The 18,165-nt window shown below is 64.3% G+C and carries 13 protein-coding genes; 7 read left to right on the top strand and 6 right to left on the bottom strand.

Annotation, left to right across the window (positions count from 1 at the left end; all coding sequences use genetic code 11):
* Position 1 precedes the first annotated feature (1 nt).
* On the top strand, positions 2-838 hold the full coding sequence (locus LCM4576_RS19725) for a phosphate/phosphite/phosphonate ABC transporter substrate-binding protein (protein ID WP_071034019.1): 837 nt from the start codon (positions 2-4) through the stop codon (positions 836-838).
* On the opposite strand, the gene LCM4576_RS19720 is transcribed toward LCM4576_RS19725, so the two are convergent.
* From LCM4576_RS19720 to LCM4576_RS19705, 4 genes are all read right to left on the bottom strand, one after another.
* The gene (locus LCM4576_RS19720) at positions 806-2,146 is read right to left on the bottom strand and encodes a Xaa-Pro peptidase family protein (RefSeq protein ID WP_071034017.1); all 1,341 of its coding nucleotides are present in this window, start codon (positions 2,144-2,146) and stop codon (positions 806-808) included. The two genes, LCM4576_RS19725 and LCM4576_RS19720, sit on opposite strands and share 33 nt — an antisense overlap.
* Positions 2,147-2,162: 16 nt before the next feature.
* A complete protein-coding gene (locus tag LCM4576_RS19715; RefSeq protein WP_157901221.1) occupies positions 2,163-3,674 on the bottom strand; it encodes a glycosyltransferase family 39 protein in 1,512 nt (503 codons plus the stop codon).
* 182 nt (positions 3,675-3,856) lie between these two features.
* Entirely contained in the window at positions 3,857-6,427 is a 2,571-nt protein-coding gene (locus LCM4576_RS19710; protein ID WP_071034013.1) for an FAD-dependent oxidoreductase, read from the bottom strand.
* Between the two features lie 76 nt (positions 6,428-6,503).
* The gene (locus LCM4576_RS19705) at positions 6,504-8,081 is read right to left on the bottom strand and encodes a trimethylamine methyltransferase family protein (protein WP_071034098.1); all 1,578 of its coding nucleotides are present in this window, start codon (positions 8,079-8,081) and stop codon (positions 6,504-6,506) included.
* Between the two features lie 237 nt (positions 8,082-8,318).
* On the opposite strand from LCM4576_RS19705, the gene LCM4576_RS19700 reads away from it, so the two are divergent.
* The 4 genes from LCM4576_RS19700 (at position 8,319) to LCM4576_RS19685 (ending at position 13,525) form a co-directional block, all read left to right on the top strand.
* Positions 8,319-9,476, top strand: a complete 1,158-nt coding sequence (locus tag LCM4576_RS19700) for an MFS transporter (RefSeq protein WP_407067386.1) — start codon at positions 8,319-8,321, stop codon at positions 9,474-9,476.
* Between the two features lie 73 nt (positions 9,477-9,549).
* The gene (locus LCM4576_RS19695; RefSeq protein WP_071034096.1) at positions 9,550-11,619 is read left to right on the top strand and encodes a prolyl oligopeptidase family protein; all 2,070 of its coding nucleotides are present in this window, start codon (positions 9,550-9,552) and stop codon (positions 11,617-11,619) included.
* A gap of 352 nt (positions 11,620-11,971) precedes the next feature.
* On the top strand, positions 11,972-12,094 hold the full coding sequence (locus LCM4576_RS19690; protein ID WP_041003987.1) for a hypothetical protein: 123 nt from the start codon (positions 11,972-11,974) through the stop codon (positions 12,092-12,094).
* Positions 12,095-12,145: 51 nt separating this feature from the next.
* A complete protein-coding gene (locus LCM4576_RS19685) occupies positions 12,146-13,525 on the top strand; it encodes an aspartate aminotransferase family protein (RefSeq protein WP_071034009.1) in 1,380 nt (459 codons plus the stop codon).
* A gap of 322 nt (positions 13,526-13,847) precedes the next feature.
* Here the strand turns inward: LCM4576_RS19685 and mmsB are convergent, their stop codons facing one another.
* Positions 13,848-14,732 carry a 3-hydroxyisobutyrate dehydrogenase gene (gene mmsB / locus LCM4576_RS19680; RefSeq protein ID WP_071034007.1) on the bottom strand — a complete coding sequence of 295 codons (885 nt, stop codon included), beginning with the start codon at positions 14,730-14,732 and terminating at the stop codon, positions 13,848-13,850.
* Positions 14,733-14,753: 21 nt separating this feature from the next.
* Positions 14,754-15,920: an isobutyryl-CoA dehydrogenase gene (locus LCM4576_RS19675; protein WP_071034006.1), complete on the bottom strand. Its 1,167-nt coding sequence runs from the start codon at positions 15,918-15,920 to the stop codon at positions 14,754-14,756.
* 139 nt (positions 15,921-16,059) lie between these two features.
* Here LCM4576_RS19675 and LCM4576_RS19670 point away from each other — a divergent pair, with 139 nt between their 5' ends.
* Together LCM4576_RS19670 and LCM4576_RS19665 are read left to right on the top strand one after the other, a co-directional pair.
* Positions 16,060-16,677 (top strand): dimethylsulfonioproprionate lyase family protein, encoded by a 618-nt coding sequence (locus LCM4576_RS19670; RefSeq protein WP_071034005.1) that lies wholly within the window; start codon positions 16,060-16,062, stop codon positions 16,675-16,677.
* Entirely contained in the window at positions 16,677-18,164 is a 1,488-nt protein-coding gene (locus LCM4576_RS19665; protein ID WP_071034003.1) for a cobyric acid synthase, read from the top strand. The genes LCM4576_RS19670 and LCM4576_RS19665 overlap by 1 nt, the downstream gene beginning before the upstream one ends.
* Position 18,165: the final 1 nt, after the last annotated feature.

Below are 18,165 nucleotides of genomic sequence, written 5' to 3'. Positions count from 1 at the left end.
CATGAGCAAGTTCGTTGCGGCGCTGCCGATGTATGACTGGCCCGAAGCGCGCGGCGAGGTCGACGCGCAATGGGCACGCCTGCGCGACGCTTTCCGGCAACGGGGCATCGATGCGCCGGAAACGATCGTGCGCAGCAACCGCGAACTGCCGCCGGTGCCCGGCGGGATCCTCGATGACGCCGGCAGGCTGATTGCGCCGGACCCGGCGACGCTGCCTGCGGACGAGCTCGATTTTCATCAGCTTTGGCTCAGTCCGGCGCTGCTTTTCGGACAAACCTGCTGGGGGCCGATGGAACTCGGCCTCGGCCGGCATGTGCAGGTGGTCGCGCAGCCGAATTACGATGCGTTCGAAGGCGGGCAAGGGGAACTCTATTCCAGCGCGCTGGTGATGGCCGCGGATGGCGAGGCGCCGGTTGCCTCGCCGCATGACGGCAACGCCCTTATCCCGCTCGAGCTTCTGCGCGGCAAGCGCTTCATCTTCAACAACCCGGATTCGATGTCCGGCGTGATCGCTCTGACGCGCGACCTGGAGGCGATGGGAGAGAGCCTCGATATCTTCGCCTCGCGCGGCGAGAGCGGCGGCCACCGGTCATCGATCGTGGCGGTCGCGGAAGGCAGGGCCGATATCGCGGCCATCGACTGCGAGAGCTGGGCGCTGGCGCAGCGTTTCGAGCCGGCGGCGAAAGGCGTGAAGGTCGTCGGCTGGACGGCGCGGCGCAAGGGCTTGCCCTATATCACCGCCAGGACGACACCGGAAAAAACCATTGCCATGATGCGCGAGGCCGTCGCTTCTGTCGAAAGCGGATCAGAGCAGCCGCTCGTCCAACGGGTAAGCTGAAAGCTTCTCGTTGCCGGTCCCGGTGATCAGGATCTGCTCCTCGATCTTGACGCCCTCGCGCCCGCCAAGCCTGCCGATATAGCTTTCGACGCAAAGCACCATGCCGGGTTCGAGCACGCCATCCGGCGTGTCGTCGGTCCAATCGCTTGCATGCGGCAGCGTCGGATATTCGTCGGCGAGGCCGACACCATGGTAGAGCACGCCGTAGCGCGTCGGATAGCAATCGTCCGGCGGCACCGCCGAGCGCTCGACAAGGTCGCGGAAGGAGATGCCCGGCCGCATCAGATCCGTGTTGTGGGCGATCTGATCGGCGGCAATGCGGAAGAGGTCGCGCTGTTCGTTCGACGGCTGCCGATCGCCGCAAAGCCATGTGYGCGAAAGATCGGCGCAGAAACCGTAAGGGCCGATCAGGTCGGTGTCGAAGGCGACGAGGTCGCCATTCTCGATGACGCGCGAGGAGCATTCCTGGAACCAGGGATTGGTGCGCRGGCCGGACGACAGAAGCCGGGTTTCGATCCATTCGCCGCCGCGCGCGATGTTGCCGCGATGCAGTTCCGCCCAGAGCTCGTTTTCGGAGATGCCGGGCTTCAGCACCGCTTCCATCTCGCCCATCGCCGCCTCGCAGGCGACGATGGCGCGGCGCATGGCGAGGATCTCGTCCGGCGATTTGATGAGGCGCGCATTCTCCATCACCGCCTCGCCATTGCCGACAGAAATGCCGTGGCGGGCGAGTTCCCCGACACCTTCCGGATTGATGTGGTCGACGGCGATGCGGCGATTGCCGCCGCCATGCTCGGCAACGAGTTCGGCGATGCCGGCGCCCCAGCGGCGGACCTTCTCATCGGTCAGTTCGCCACTGTAGAGATACATCCATGACACGGCCGGGCGCACCTCGTCGACGACACCCGAATGGTCGGACAGGTGCTCGCAGGAGAAGTAGTCGAAGAGCACCACGGGGCCCTCGGTGGCAACGAAGCAGTGGCGTGTCGGATTGTGCGCGACCCAGAGCTGCATGTTGGTCGAGTCCGTCGCGTAACGGATGTTGACCGGGTCATAGAGCAGGGCGCCTGCATAGCCGCGGCGCTTCAGCTCGGCGCGGATGCGCTTCAGCCGGTATCCGCRCATCGCCGACAGATCGGGCGCGGCGATGCCTGCCRCCGCCCACTCGGCTTCGGCTGTCGCGCCATAGCCCAACACATGCTGGTTGAGCGAGGCCGCCTTCTCGCGGGAGGCCTCGCGCAGCGACTCGACCGAGCCGGGTTCGAAGGGCATGATCTTGCGGTGACGGCCAAAGCCTAGCTTGTCCATTCGTTCCCCCCGAATCTTACGGCGCGGTCTTCTTGTGCAATTTGGTGATCGTGACCTTGCGCGGCGGGAAGCCGAGCGCCTGCGGCACCTCGATCGTGCGATGGACGGTATCCATCGCGTAGCCGGCCCTCGCCAATTCTTCGAAGACATCCGAGGACGATTCCCTGTCGTCGGTCAGGACAAGGACCGCAGGCTCGCGGATCGAGTGGGCGAAGTCCGGAGTCTCGTCGTCGAGCGCGATGAGGTCGGCATCGACCAGACGCAGATTGCCGACCCAGAACCAGCTCGAGACCACGGTCTTGACCGCTCCGTCGGCGTTGATCTGGTCGTAAAGCGACCGGTAGTCCAGCCGCACGATGCTGCCGCGGTTGTCGCCGCCCTCAAGGTGCATGTACCAGCTCAGCGGCAGCACAAGGACGGCAAGGAGCGCGCCGACGAAGACGATGGTGGCTTGCGTCGTTCGGCCCCTCTGGCCCATGGYCTCGAAGCGCATGGCCAAGGCCGCGGGCAGGAGGATGAAGATGGGCAGCATCCAGCGGTCGCGAAACTGGGTGATGCCGGCGGCCAGCACGACCGTCACCATGACCACCAGACCAAGCACGATCGCCCGCCACAACAGCTTTTCCGGCCACCTTACCGGCTGAGGCGGCTCCGTCCGCTTTCTTATTGCCAGGCCATAGGCGACGCCGAAAATCGCGACCGGCAATCCAGCGAAATTGACGATCGCGTTGGCCAGCCTGCGGATGCCGAGAAGTGCCGTTTTCGCAACGCTGCCGCCTTCGGCGACRCCCAGGCCCCCTTGGTGCGCGAGCAGATCTTCCAGATGCGTCAGGCTCCAATAGAGCGTCGGCAGGCAGGCCAGGATCGCCACGGCCAGGCTGATCAGAAAACGGCGATCTAAGATCGCCTCACGCGTTTCGCGAACCGAGAGGGATGCCAGGAACAGGGCGGCAAGGAAAATGACGATGTTGTATTTCGACAGCATCGCGGCCGCCGTCGCCAGGCYGAAAAACGCATAGGCGATGGTCGATCGGCGTTTCTCGACCTCGACCAGCGCCAGAAGCAGCACCGAGGTGAAGCAGAATATGGCGACCGAGTGGGTGAGGGCGTGCTGCATTTCCCAGAAGATCTGAGGAAACAGAAGCAGCCCGAACATGCCGGCGGCGGCAGTGCGGTTCGAGTAGCCGAGGCGGCGTATGGCGGTGAAATACGCGGCCAGCCCCGCGGCCAGCAAGCCGTATTTGACGATCTTGAGGGCAAGGACGCTGGTTCCGACCAGCGAGGYCGCAAGCATGGCGAGCCAAGTGTATAGAGGCGGCTGCGAACTGCCGTAGCCGGCGGCGAGAAACCGCATTTCCATCAGCTGTTCGGAATCGTCGACACCAACGCCCGTGCCCGCAACGTGGGACAGCAGCGCCATCACCGCGATCTGTGTCAGGCAGTAGAGGAGGGCGAGCGCGACAGCGGCACTGAATGGACCGACCCGTTCATCGCAGAGCCAATCGGTCCATTTCTCAAGCTGCCGCAAGGGGATTGTCTTCTCGTGCTGATGCGCCGGTAGCGGGCTTAACCATGCCATGGCGACCGGCGCAATCCAACAATTCGCCAGAGCGGTTCACCGTTTCCTAAACGGCAAACCGCTCTGTCTATCTGTTTTACGCAATTCCGGGCGGGAAACCGTGTCACACTTTTCTTGGAATTGCTCTCGCGTCAGGTCCGCATCTTCTCGCCGCTCGGATCGAAGGGCGGCTCGACATTGATGCGGGCCGGGCGGCGGTGGCCGAGAATCTCGATCTCGAACAGGCCGGCGCTTTCGTCCTCAGCCAGAGCGGCAGGGACGTAGCCCTGCGCCATCGACTTCTGGACGTAATGCGCATAGCCGCCGGAGGTCACCCAGCCGACGACGCGCCATTCGCCATCGACGATGCCGCGCACGGCGGAAGCGCCTTCGGCGGCCTTCGAGCCGCGGACTTCCTTGCCCGTTTCATCGAAGCGCGGCGCGCYGTAACCGTGCGGCTTCTCCACCGTGCCGTAGTCCTTGGAGACCTTGGCCCAAATCGGCTCGTCGCCCATCACGTCGGCATCGATGGCATCGACGATAAAGGAAACGCGGCGCAGTTTCGGACCCTCGGCATGCTCCTTGGCCGACGCTTCGCGGCCGATGAAGTCGTTCTTCTCGAGCTTGATGAAACGGTCCATCGAGCCTTCGAACGGGCCGTAGATCGGACGCAGTTCGCGGAACCAGGTGGGGAAGTTCTTTTCGAGACGCATCGAAAGCAGCGCGCGCATGCCGAAGTCGACAATGCCGAATTCCGCGCCGGCTTCCTTGATCGCCTTGTAGACGAGGCGCTGATAGGCGGGGGCCATCCATATTTCGTAGCCGAGGTCGCCGGTATAGGTGATGCGGTTGACCATGCAGGGCGCGCCGCCGACCGCCATCTCGCGGAAATCCATGAAGCGGAAGGCCTTGGTCGAGACGTCGACGTCGACCAGCTTCTGCAACAGGTCACGCGATTTCGGTCCGGCGATGGACAGGCCGACCAGCGTCTGGTCGAAGCGATGGATGCGCACCGAACCATCCTTGGGCAGGTGCTTCTCGAACCAGCGCATATGGTATTTCTGCGCGGCGGAAGAGCCCCAGATCATGAAACGGTCCTCGCCGGTCTTGGCGATGGTGAAATCGCCGATCAGCTTGCCGAACTCGTTGACCATCGGGGTCAGCACGATGCGGCCGACCTTCGGCATGCGGTTGGTCATCAGCCGGTTGAGAAAATCCTCCGCGCCCGGGCCTGAGACCTCGTATTTGGCGAAGTTGGCGATCTCGGTGACCCCGACCTTGTCGCGCGTGGCGCGCACTTCCTCGCCGATCGGGCCGAAATCGTTGGAACGATGGAACGAGACGATGTCCTTCGGCTCGGTGCCCTTCGGCGCGAACCAGAGCGGCGTCTCGAGGCCCCACGAATCGCCCATGACCGCGTTGTTGGCGAGCATGGTGTCGTAGAGCGGCGTCGTCTGCGCGGGACGGGCGGCCGGCAACTCCTCGTTCGGGAAGCGGATCGAGAAGCGGCGCGAATAGTTCTCGCGCACCTTGGCGTTGGTGTAGCGCAGGGTGGCCCATTCGCCGAAGCGGGCGACGTCCATGCCCCAGACGTCGAAGCCCGGATCGCCATGCACCATCCAGTTCGACAGCGCGAGGCCGACGCCGCCGCCCTGGCTGAAGCCGGCCATGACGGCGCAGGCGCACCAGAAATTGGTCAGGCCTTGCACCGGGCCGACCAGCGGGTTGCCGTCGAGCGCAAAGGTGAAGGGGCCGTTGATGATCTGCTTGATTCCKGCCTTCTCGATGCCGGGGAAATGCTTGAAGCCGATTTCCAGYGACGGCGCGATGCGGTCGATGTCGGGCTGCAGCAATTCATGGCCGAAATCCCACGGCGTGTTGACCGGCGACCATGGCTTGCAGGCCTTCTCATAGGTGCCGAGCAGGATGCCGTTGCGCTCCTGGCGGGTGTAGATCTCGCCCTTGAAGTCGAGCACGCCGATCATCTCGCGGCCGGTCGACTTGTTGAATTCCTCGACCTCCGGCATCGGCTCGGTCAAGAGGTACATATGCTCCATGGCCAGCACCGGCAGCTCGACGCCGACCATGCGGCCGATCTCGCGCGCCCAGAGGCCGCCGCAGTTGACGACATGCTCGGCATGCACCGTGCCTTGCTCGGTGACGACATTCCAGGTGCCGTCCGGTTGCTGCGTCAGGTCCACGACGCGGTTGCGCAGCACGATCTCGGCGCCGAGTTTCTTCGCCGCCTTGGAATAGGCGATGGTGGTGCCGGAAGGGTCGAGATGGCCCTCGACCGGATCCCACATGGCGCCGACGAAATTCTTCTCGTCCATCAGCGGGAACATGGCCTTCGCTTCCGAGGGCGTGATCAGCTCGGTGTCCATGCCGAGATAACGGCCCTTGGCATGTGCGAGCCGCAGGAAGTCCATGCGCTCCGGCGTGTCGGCCATCATGACGCCGCCGGTCAGATGCAGCGAGCAGGACTGGCCGGAGAGCTCCTCGATCTCCTTGTAGAGCTGGACCGTGTAGGCCTGCAGCTTGGCGACGTTGGGGTCGCCGTTGAGCGTATGGAAGCCGCCAGCCGCATGCCAGGACGAGCCGGAGGTCAGCTCCGAGCGCTCGATCAGCATGATGTCGGTCCAGCCGGCTTTGGCGAGGTGATAGAGCACCGAGCAGCCGACGACGCCGCCGCCGATGACAACCGCTTTTACGTGGGATTTCATGAAGATAGTTCCGTCTTGTGCAATGTGGAGTCAGAAAGGGAGATGAATGGCGGGCATTTGCCCGGTCGAACGATGATCAGAAATCCGTCGGCGCGCCGCCTTCGGCGCGGCGCTTTTCGACGAAGTCGTTGAGTTCCTCGCGGATGGCCGGATCCATATAGGGCTCCTCGTAGGAGGCAAGGCGCTCCTTCCAGACTTTGTTGGTGCGCTCCATCGCCGTCGGTGAGCCGGCCTCGGTCCAGGTCTCGAAATTGCGCCAGTCGGAGACGATCGGCGAATAAAAGGCGGTCTTGTAGCGCTCCTGCGTGTGCTKGGTGCCGAAGAAATGGCCGCCGGGGCCGACCGACTGGATGGCGTCGAAGCCGAGCGCGTCCTCGGAGAGATCGAGCGGGGTGAGGAACTCAGCCACCATCTGCAGAAGGTCGATGTCGAGGATGGTCTTTTCGTAGGAGCAGCGCAGGCCGCCTTCCAGCCAGCCGGYGCCATGCATCATCAGATTACCGCCGCCCTGGATGGCGCCCCAGAGCGAGAACACGCTTTCATAGGCGGCCTGCGCGTCGACCGTGTTGGCGGCGCAGGTGTTGGAGGTGCGGTAGGGGATGTTGTAGCGCCGGGCGAGCTGGCCGCCGACAAGCTGCGCCTTCATGTATTCGGGCGTGCCGAAGGCCGGCGCGCCGGATTTCATATCCACGTTGGAGGTGAAGCCGCCATAGCCGACCGGCGCACCTTTCTTGACCATCTGCGCGAAGGCGATGCCGGAAAGTGCCTCGGCGTTCTGCTGCACCAGCGCGCCGGCGACGGTGACGGGCGCCATGGCGCCCGACAGCGTGAACGGCGTGACGATCACGGCCTGGCCCATGCTCGCCATCTGGATGATGCCTTCCATCATCGGCACGTCGAGCTTGAGCGGCGAATTGGTGTTGATGATGGTGAAGACCGACGGTTCGGCCATCAGCTGCTCGCGGCTGATGCCACGGGCGATGCGGGTGATCTCGATGYCGTCGACGTTGCGCTCCTTGCCGAGCGAATAGATGTGGAAGACCTTGTCGGTCAGCATGGCGAGGTCGCGGATGCACTCTAGGTGGCGGACCGACGGGTGGATGTYGATCGGCTCGACCGGATAGCCGCCGGTGCACTGCAGGATGTTGTGCATCTGCGCCAGGCGCAGGAAATTGCGGTAGTCCGCCTGGTTGCCCGGCCGGCGTCCGCGGTCGAGGTCGGAGCAGTTCGGCGCCGAAGCCATCATCGACAGGATGAGGTTGTTGCCGCCGAAGCGCAGATTGTGCGCCGAGTTGCGGGCATGCAGGGTGAATTCAGACGGGCAGTGCGAGACAAGCTCGAGGATCATGTCGCTGTCGAAGCGCACGCGCTCCGAGCCGTCGCGCACGTCCGCGCCATGTGCCTTCATGATGCGGCGGGCTTCCTCGTGCAGGACGTCGACGCCGATCTCCTTCAGCACGCGCAGCGAGGCGAGGTGGATCGATTCCAGCTCGTCGTCGGACACCAGCTTGGTTGGCGTCAGCGGGTTCTTCAATTGCCGGAAGGCGGGCTGCTCGAAGGCGGCCGAGCCGCCGGCGCGCTTGCCCGCGCGGCCGCCGCGGCGGGCGCGATCGGTTGCCAGAGCCGGTTCGGCGGGATGAAGGGCGGCAGTCATGAAAAGCCTCGTGAGAATGCGAAATTGGCCGGCATAATGGACCGCCGGCAATGCTGCCGGTGAGGAGGCGGCGACCACTAGGGCGAGGGAAGCGACATGACGGAAGGGGAGCTTGCGAGCGCCTCACCGCAGCGCCAGTGTTCCTGACAGGGTTTGGCTGGAGCATCCGCTTTCGCCGGCGGTGGGGCTTACGGCAACCGGCTACAACGGCTAAGCCTCCGAGCGAATGGAGCGGGAATGATGGCTCTCGCGGAGCGCGACGAGACGGTGCAGTGGGCCGCGATCACCGGCGTGATCGCGACCGTGTCGGTGTTCGCCATCGCGCAAGGGCTTTCCTATCCGTTGCTCAGCTTCATCCTGCAGCGGCAAGGCGTTTCGCCGGCGGTGATCGGGCTGTCGGCGGCGATGACGCCGGTCGGCTTCATCCTGTCCTCGCCGCTGATCCCGGGATTGGCGCGCCGTTTCGGGGCAGGGCGCACCGCGCTGACCTGCGCGGCGCTCTCGGCACTGGTGCTGGCGCTGATCGGCTGGACGCAGAATGTCTATCTGTGGTTTCCGCTGCGCTTCCTGATCGGCGTGGTGACCAATCCCCTCTATGTGCTCAGTGAAATCTGGGTGATCGCGCTGGCGCCGCCGTCGCGCCGCGGTCGCGTCATGGGCATCTATTCCACTATCATCTCGGCGGGTTTCGCGGCCGGGCCGCTCTGCCTGCTCGCCGTCGGCACCGAGGGCTGGCCGCCTTTCCTGGTCGGCATTTTTGCTTTCGTCTTCTGCGGCGCCTGCCTGGCGGTCGTTGTACAGCGTTTGCCGAAGGTCGATGAGCCCGAGAACAAGGTGTCTATGCTAGGCTTCATACCATTGGCCTGGCTGCTTCTGTCGGCTGTGGTCGTCGCGGCCGGTTTCGAGCAGGCGATCTTGGCGCTACTGCCGGTCTATGGAACGCATCACGGCATTCCCGAAGCGTGCATGTCGGCGCTGCTGTCGGCAATGATCGCCGGCAACATCGCCATGCAGGTGCCGCTCGGCCTRCTCGCCGAAAGGCTGACGGCGCGCCTGGTTCGCTTCGGCTGCGTCGCCGTGACCATCCTTGGGTGCCTGCTTTTGCCGGCGCTGATCGAGACACCGCTGATCTGGGGGTGCGTCTTCATCTGGGGCGCCGTTTCCTACGGTATCTACACGATGTCGATCATCGAGCTCGGCGAACGCTTCACCGGCTCGGCGCTGGTCGCCGGCAACGCCGCCTTCTCGCTGATGTGGGGCCTTGGCGGCATCATCGTCCCGCCGCTCACCGGCAGCGTGATGGATGTCATCGGCGCCGCCGGCCTGCCGGTCACGCTGGGTGCGATCTGCGCCGCGCTGGCGGCGGCGACGGTCGTGCGCAGGCGGGTTTTGTAGCCGATCCCGCCACGGCACTTGAATATCGGCGCAGCGAACGCGATGTAGGCGGGGCCGCCAGATGGAGACCCGCATGACCAGCACGATGACCAAGACCCAGCCCGAATTGACCGCTGACGATCCCTTCCTCTGGCTGGAAGACCGCAACGGCAAGGAAGCGCTGGACTGGGTTCATCGCCAGAATGCGCTCACCGTCGCCGAATTGCAGGGCGATCCTTCCTACCAGGCGACTTTCGAAACCGCGCTCGACCTGATGACCGCCGAGGACAATATCCCGGTCGGGGCCGCGCTTGCCGGCCACGTCTATAATTTCTGGCAGGACAAGACCAATGCGCTGGGCCTGTGGCGGCGCACGCCCGTCGCTTCCTACAAGACCGAGAAGCCGGAGTGGGAAACGATCATCGACTTCGACCAGCTCTCGGCGAAAGAGGGCATCAAATGGGTATTCGGCGGGGCGAGCCGGCTCTATCCCGATTTCAACCGCTGCCTGCTCTATATGTCGCCCGACGGCGGCGACGCCAGCGAGATGCGCGAGTTCGACATCGCGACCAAATCCTTCGTCGAGGACGGATTTCGCGCTCCGGCGTCCAAGTCGGGCTTTTCCTGGCTGGACAAGGACACGGTGCTCGTCTCGGCTGCTTTCGAAGAGGAAGACAAGACACAGTCCGGCTATCCGCGCGTGATAAAACTCTGGCGGCGCGGCACCAAGCTCGAGGACGCAACGTCGATCTTCGAAGGTGAGAAGCAGYATCTCGCGGTCGGCGGCGGCGTCGAATATGACGGCGACAAGCGGCATGTGCTGCTCGGCAAGACGCTCGACTTCTTCACCTCGCACAGTTTCCTGCGGCTGGTTTCCGGCGAGAACCGGCGCATTCCGCTGCCCGACGATGCAACCGACACGGCGATCTTCAAGGGACAGCTGATCTTCGGCGTRCGCAGCCCCTGGACGACCCCGGACGGCACGTGCTGCCTGCCTGACGGGCTTTACTCCCTCGATTTCGACCGCTGGATCGAGAGCGGCGCGTTCRGGCCGTTCGAAACCGTGCTCGCGCCTGCGCATCGCGTTTCGATCGCCGGGCTCGCCAGGACGCGGGATCGGTTGTTCATCAACCTGATGGACAATGTGCGCGGCAAGGTCATCGCCTGCGACCGCACCGCCGATGGCTGGTCGCTGAAACGGATCGCGCTGCCCGACAACGGCAATGTCGGCATCAGTCATGTCGAGCATTTCGGCTCCAGCGTCTCCTTCTCCTTCACCGATTTCCTGACGCCGAGCTCGATCATCTGGTCGGACGACAATGGCGAGACGCTGCAAACGGTGAAATCGCAGCCGGCCCGCTTCGATGCCTCGCCCTATGTTTCGGAGCAGTTCGAAGCCCGCTCGAAGGACGGCACGATGATCCCGTATTTCGTCGTGCGGCGGCGCGACCAGAAGGGGCCGGTGCCGGCGCTGCTTTACGGCTATGGCGGCTTCGAAGTGCCGCTCTTGCCCGGCTATGCCGGCATTCGCGGCAAGCTCTGGCTGGACAGGGGCAACGCCTATGTCCAGGCCAACATCCGCGGCGGCGGCGAATTTGGTCCGGCCTGGCATCAGGCGGCGCTGAAGGGCAAGCGACAGAACGCATTCGACGATTTCGCGGCCGTCGCCGAAGATGTCGTCAGGCGCGGCATCACCACGCCGGCGCAGCTCGGCATCCAGGGCGGTTCGAATGGCGGTCTGCTCACCGGCACGTCGCTGACGCAGCGGCCGGAATTGTTCGGCGCCGTCATCATCGACGTGCCGCTGCTTGACATGCTGCGCTACACGGAATTGCCGCCCGGTGCTTCCTGGATCGCCGAATATGGCGACCCGTCGAAGCCGGAGGAGGCGGCCTGGCTCGGCGCCTATTCGCCCTACCAGCATATCGCGGCCGATGTCGCCTATCCGCCGGTGCTCTTGATGACATCGACCGCCGACGATCGCGTCCATCCCGGACATGCGCGAAAGATGGCGGCGCGGCTTAAAGAGGCAGGCCACGGCAGGACGCTGTTCTTCGAGGAGACCGAAGGCGGCCATGGCGGGCGCGGCGACCGCCGGCCCCAGGCGGCGCAGACGGCGATGCGCTACATATTCCTGCAGCGGTCGCTTGGCGCCGTCGCCTGACCAGGAAAATCGCTTCAGGTTTCGAACTTATCCGCGACCTGTCAAATCGCTGGCGCTGCCCCTCACCTGCCTGCCGGCATCCTCTCCCCGTATAGTGACGGGGAGAGGGGCGCTCTCATCGGCGATTTCGCCAATCGCCGCCGTTGCGGGAAAGGTGCCGGCGTTGCGGCCTGYCCCTTCTCCCCGTCACTATACGGGGAGAAGTGCCCGGCAGGGCGATGAGGGGCGGTGCCGACGTGGACGATTAGCAGTCTGCGCCGGATAAAATCACAAATCTCGTCTGAAACGATTGCCTCGCCATCTTGGCCTTCACGACTTGAATTTTGCACTTCAGGCGGCATAAGCTGCCGCCATGATCCGCTTCAGCACATCAGGCGCCTTCGGGGTCGCGGTGACGCCGTCACCGCGGACCCTTCGCGCCGAGCTGTTGCGGCTGTGCGCCCGCATCGGCTATTCGCCGCCTGCCTTCCTCTGACGAATCCGCCCCGGCTCTTGCCGGATTGATTCAAGAGGAAAGATCAAATCCATGACCTATCAGAATTATTCGCTGAAGCAGCTTCAGCAGATCGACGCCGCGCATCACCTCCACCCCTTCACCGACCACAAGGAGCTGCGCGAGACCGGGTCGCGCATCATCACCCATGCCAAGGGCCCGTTCATCTACGACGCCGACGGCACCGAAATCCTCGACGGCATGGCGGGCTTGTGGTGCGTCAATGTCGGCTATGGCCGCGACGAGCTGGCCGAGGCGGCCTACGCGCAGATGAAGGAGCTGCCTTACTACAACTCCTTCTTCAAATGCTCGACGCCGACGCYGGTGCTGTTGTCGAAGAAGCTGGCGGAGCTGGCGCCCAAGCATGTCAGCCAGGTTTTTTACGGCTCCTCCGGCTCGGAAGCCAACGACACGGCGCTCAGGCTCGTGCGCCATTACTGGGCGCTCGAAGGCAAGCCCGAGAAGAACCGCATCATCTCGCGCAAGTCAGCCTATCACGGCTCGACGATTGCCGGCACGTCGCTCGGCGGAATGGAGCCGATGCACAAGCAGCTCGGCGGCGCGGTGCCCAACATCGTCCATGTGATGATGCCCTATGCCTATGAGCTGGCGTTGCCCGGCGAAAGCGACCATGATTTCGGCATCCGCGCGGCCAAGGCGGTCGAGGACGCGATCCTCGAAGCCGGCGCCGACAAGGTCGCCGCCTTCATCGGCGAGCCGGTCATGGGCGCAGGCGGGGTGAAGATCCCGCCGATGAGCTACTGGCCGGAAGTCGAGCGCATCTGCCGCAAATACGATGTGCTGCTGATGCTGGACGAGGTCATCACCGGCTATGGCCGCACCGGCGAATGGTTCGCAGCGCAGACTTTCGGGGTAGAGCCCGACACCATTACCACCGCCAAGGCGCTGACCTCGGGCTACCAGCCGCTGTCGGCGCTGCTGGTCGGCGACCGCGTCGCAAAGACGCTCGTCGAGAAAGGCGGCGAGTTCTATCACGGCTACACTTATTCCGGTCATCCGGTGGCCTGCGCGGTGGCGCTGAAGAACCTCGAGATCATCGAGAGGGAAGGGCTGGTCGAGCGCGTCAAGAACGACACCGGTCCCTATTTCGCGCAGGCGCTTCAGGAGCGCATCGCTGGGCACAGGCTGGTCGGCGAGGTGCGTTCGATCGGCCTGATGGRCGCGATCGAGATCGTCAAGGACAAGGCCACCAAGGAGCGCTATCTGCCGTCGGGAAGCGCCGCGGTCGTCGTGCGCGACCACGCGATCGCGAACGGCATGATGCTGCGGGCCACCGGCGACACGATGATCCTGTCGCCGCCGCTGGTCTGGACGCGCGAGACGATCGACATGGCCTGCGAGCGGATCGCCAAGGCGCTCGACCTCGCGGATGCCGATTTGCGCAAGCGCTGAGCGATTATTCCCCGGGCGCTCCTGATTGGCGCCCGGTCCATTCCTGGACATATCGCGTGACGTCCCCAAATGGCAAAAACCGCGTCCCGGCGGGAACGCGGCTCTGCCAGATACGCATGGCGTTTCGCGACGAGAATACTTGCGAAACTTACGGGCTCCGGTACGCGAGACCTGATCCGGAGCGCCKGGCGGACGCGTTGTCCGCCTCGCAATCCGTTTTAAAGGCACATCGTTACCGGTGAGTTAGCGAGACCTTAAGCAAATCTAAATTTGCCGGCTTTGTGTCGAAAAAATCCGCTAATAATCGTTCTAAGGCAGCCGCTTAGCTTTTATCGCCGCGCAGGAAATTTATGATGCCGGAAAAATCGGTGCCGGCGTGGCCTTGTGCGTTGAACAAGGCATAGAGCTGCGTGGCTTCGGCGCCGAGCGGGGTCACCGCGCCCGCGCTCTGCGCGGCCTCCTGCGACAGTTTCAGGTCCTTCAGCATGAGCGCGGCGGCAAAGCCCGGCTTGTAGTCACGGTTGGCTGGCGAGGCCGGCACCGGGCCGGGCACTGGGCAATAGGTGGTCAGCGACCAGCATTGGCCGGAAGAGGTAGAGGCGACGTCGAACAGCGCCTGGTGCGACAGGCCGAGCTTTTCGGCGARCACAAAGGCCTCGGCGACGCCGATCATCGAGATGCCGAGAATCATGTTGTTGCAGATCTTGGCCGCCTGGCCGGCGCCGTCGCCGCCGCAATGAACGATGCGCCCGGCCATCGGCTTCAGGATCGGCTCGGCGGTGGCAAACGCCTCGTCGGAACCGCCGGCCATGAAGGTGAGGGTGCCGGCCGTGGCGCCGCCGGTGCCGCCGGAGACCGGCGCGTCGATCGAGGGCAGGCCATGCTTGGCGGCAATCGCATGCGCCTTACGCGCGGATTCGACATCGATGGTCGAGGAATCGATGAACAGCGCGCCTTTCTTAGCCTTGGGCGCGATGTCTTCGTAAACAGACAGCACATGCTTGCCGGCGGGCAGCATGGTGATGACGACATCGGCGTCCTTCACCGCTGCGACGGCGTTGGCCATGACGGTCACACCATGCTCTTTCGCGACCGTCAGGTTTTCGGGCACAAGGTCGAAGCCCAGCACCGCATGCCCCGCCTTGACGAGATTGGCAGCCATCGGATTGCCCATGTTGCCCAAGCCGATGAAGGCGATGGTGCTCATTGTCTCTCTCCCAAAGTCTGTTCAGCGGCCAATCAGCGTCCGCGCAATGATGACACGCATGATCTCGTTGGTGCCCTCGAGGATCTGGTGGACGCGGAGATCCCGCACCAGCTTCTCGATGCCGTAGTCGTGCAGATAACCATAGCCGCCATGCAGCTGCAGCGCCTGGTTGGCGATATCGAAGCCGATATCGGTGACGAAGCGCTTGGCCATCGCCGACCATTTGCCGGCGTCGGGCGCCTTGCGGTCGAGCTTGGAAGCGGCGGCGTAGAGGAAGATGCGGGCCGCCTGCAGCTCCGTCTCCATGTCGGCCAGCTTGAACTGTAGCGCCTGGAACTGGTTGATCTTCGAGCCGAAGGCCTTGCGCTCAGCCGTATAGGCAAGCGCCTTGTCGAGCGCCGATTGCGCGCCGCCGAGCGAACAGGCGGCGATGTTGAGCCGTCCGCCATCGAGGCCGGCCATGGCGATGCCGAAGCCGGCGCCTTCGGCGGCGAGCAGGTTCTCGGCCGGCACCTTGCAGTCCTCGAAGATGACCTGGCGGGTCGACTGCATGTGCCAGCCCATCTTGTGCTCGTTGGCGCCGAAGGACAGGCCCGGCGCATCCCTGGGCACGACGAAGGTCGAGATGCCCTTCGGGCCGTCGCCGCCGGTGCGTGCCATCGCGACATAGATGTCGCTGTCGCCGGCGCCGGAAATGAACTGCTTGGCGCCGTTGAGCACGTAATCGCCGCCGCTCTTCACCGCGCGCGTCTTCAGCGCGGCGGCATCCGAGCCCGAGCCGGGCTCGGTCAGGCAATAACTCGCCAGCCATTCCATCGAGGTCAGTTTCGGCAGGAAGCGCTGGCGCTGCTCGTCGCTGCCGAAGCGGTCGATCATCGAGGCCGCCATGTTGTGGATCGAAATGAAGGAGGAAAAGGCCGGATCGGCGTGGGCAAGCGCCTCGAAGATCAGCACCGCGTCCAGCCGGCCGAGCGCCGAGCCGCCGACATCGTCGCGCACATAGATGCCGCCCAGGCCGAGCGGCCCGGTCTCGCGGATCACATCGGCGGGGAAATGCTTTGCCTTGTCCCAGTCGAGCGCATTGGGCGCGACGCGGTCCGCCGCAAAGGCTTGGGCCATCTCCTGGATGGCGCGCTGTTCCTCATTGAGTTCGAACTGGCCAGCGCCCGCATCGACTGCAGCGTCCATGGCGTGCTCCCTGTCGCTTCAGGCCTTCTGGCCTGTCGTTTTTGGCTTTGCGCGCCGTCCAATCTAGACCAATGATGCCGCCGCGCAACCCGGACCGCTGAGAACCGGCTGTGCATGGAATGACTAACGGAGCTCTTGCGTGCCGACAATTTTCGATGATTTGCTGGAGCGATTCCGAGCCTATCTCGGCGGCGTCGACAGCGATCTCGTCGCCGAAGAGGCCGCGCGCATCGGCTGGGACATGCCTGTGCGCTCTCTCGAACCGCATGCGCTTGGCTGTCTTAACCATCTCGATCGCATCGCCGAGCTTGCGACGCCCGACGCCAAGCCGCTGGCGCGGTTCGTTGCCGACCATCGGGACGAGCTGCGCTGGGGACAAACCTATACCGCCGCCGATTTCGGGCAGGGTTTCATCGACAATTACGGCTGGCTGGAAGTGTTCGGCACGCGCGGGCATTTCGTCAATGACACGGTCGCGGGAGGCCTGCTGATCCTTGGACCGAACATCGTCTATCCCGACCATCACCATATCGCCGAGGAAATCTACATCCCGCTGACCGGAGGCACCGAGTGGCGGATGGGCGAGGGGGACTTTCATATTCGCGATGCCGGCGAAGTGATCCACCACGCTTCCAATGTCAGCCATGCCATGCGCACCGGCAAGGAGCCGCTGATGGCGCTCTATCTCTGGCGCGGCGGTCCGCTGGCGCAGAAGTCGACGATCGGCCCGATGATCGACTTGAGAGGCAGGGGCTGATGTCTAGGGCGATCATGCTGCAGGGCACGGGTTCCGATGTCGGCAAGACCGTGTTGGTGGCCGGGCTTTGCCGCGCGGCGAAGAATCGCGGGCTGAAGGTCAGGCCGTTCAAGCCGCAGAACATGTCGAACAATGCCGCCGTCGCCGACATTCCCGGCGATAAAGCCGGTGAGAATGGGGCCGGCGAAGGCGAGATCGGCCGCGGGCAATGGCTGCAGGCGCTGGCCTGTGGGGTTCGTCCGACGGTGCATATGAACCCGGTGCTGCTCAAGCCGCAGAGCGATATCGGCTCTCAGGTGGTGGTGYAGGGCAAGGTCTATGGCGAGGCGCGGGCGCGCGACTACCAGGCGATGAAGGCAGGATTGATGGACGCGGTGCTGGAGTCCTGGGCCAAGATCGGCGAGGGCGCGGACCTGGTCATCGTCGAAGGCGCGGGCTCGCCTGCCGAGATCAATCTCAGGAGCCGCGACATCGCCAATATGGGGTTCGCGACGCRGGCCAACGTGCCGGTAATCCTGGTCGGCGACATCGATCGCGGCGGTGTCATCGCTTCGGTCGCGGGCACCCATCTCATCCTGCCGGAGCAGGACCGGCGCATGATCGCCGGCTACATTATCAACAAGTTCCGCGGCGATGTCTCTTTGTTCGACGACGGCATCAAGGCAATCGAAAAGTTCACCGGCTGGCGCTGCTTCGGCGTGGTGYCTTGGCTGAAGGCGGCCGGTCGGCTGCCGTCCGAGGATTCCGTCGTGCTCGAACGCCTCGCTTCCGGCGGGAAAAGGGCGCTGAAGGTGGCGGTGCCGATGCTGGCGCGCATCGCCAATTTCGATGACTTCGATCCGCTGAAAGCCGAGCCGCAGGTCGAGGTGGTGTTCGTGCCGCCGGGCCAGAGGCTGCCGGAAGATGCCGGGCTTGTCGTCATCCCCGGCTCCAAATCGACCATCGGCGATCTCATCAAATTCCGTGAGAATGGCTGGGACCGCGATCTTCTTGCCCACCGCAAGCGTGGCGGCCATGTCGTCGGCATCTGCGGCGGCTACCAGATGCTCGGCCGCATGGTGCGCGATCCCGACGGCATCGAAGGCAGCGTGAGAGAGGCCGAGGGCCTCGGCCTGCTCGACACCGAAACGGTGATGGAGCCGGAAAAGACCGTGCGCAATTCAAATGCGCATTCGGTGCAGTTCGGCCTGCCGCTCGAGGGCTATGAGATCCATCTCGGCCGCACCACCGGTCCGGATACGGCGCGGCCCTCGACGATCCTCAACGGCGTCGAGGACGGCGCGACCTCCGCCGACGGCAAGGTGATCGGCACCTATCTGCACGGGTTGTTTTCCGCCGATGCTTTTCGCGCCGCCTATCTTGAGAGCCTTGGCGTCAAAGGAGGCGGCATCGACTACCGTGCGGACGTCGAGAGGGCGCTGGACGAGGTCGCGGCCGAGATGGAGCGGCATCTCGACTGTGACGCCATCTTTGCCGTCGCGCGCTGAG

The sequence above is a fragment of the Mesorhizobium sp. LCM 4576 genome, from assembly GCF_001854815.1.
Taxonomy (GTDB): domain Bacteria; phylum Pseudomonadota; class Alphaproteobacteria; order Rhizobiales; family Rhizobiaceae; genus Mesorhizobium; species Mesorhizobium plurifarium.
The sequence above is the reverse complement of the archived record's forward strand: the minus strand, read 5'-3'. Positions and strand labels throughout refer to the sequence as shown.

Coding starts and splice junctions, on each gene's coding strand:
- LCM4576_RS19725 (WP_071034019.1), top strand. CDS start 2: ATGAGCAAGTTCGTTGCGGCGCTGCCGATGTATGACTGGCCCGAAGCG.
- LCM4576_RS19690 (WP_041003987.1), top strand. CDS start 11,972: ATGATCCGCTTCAGCACATCAGGCGCCTTCGGGGTCGCGGTGACGCCG.
- LCM4576_RS19675 (WP_071034006.1), bottom strand. CDS start 15,920: ATGGACGCTGCAGTCGATGCGGGCGCTGGCCAGTTCGAACTCAATGAG.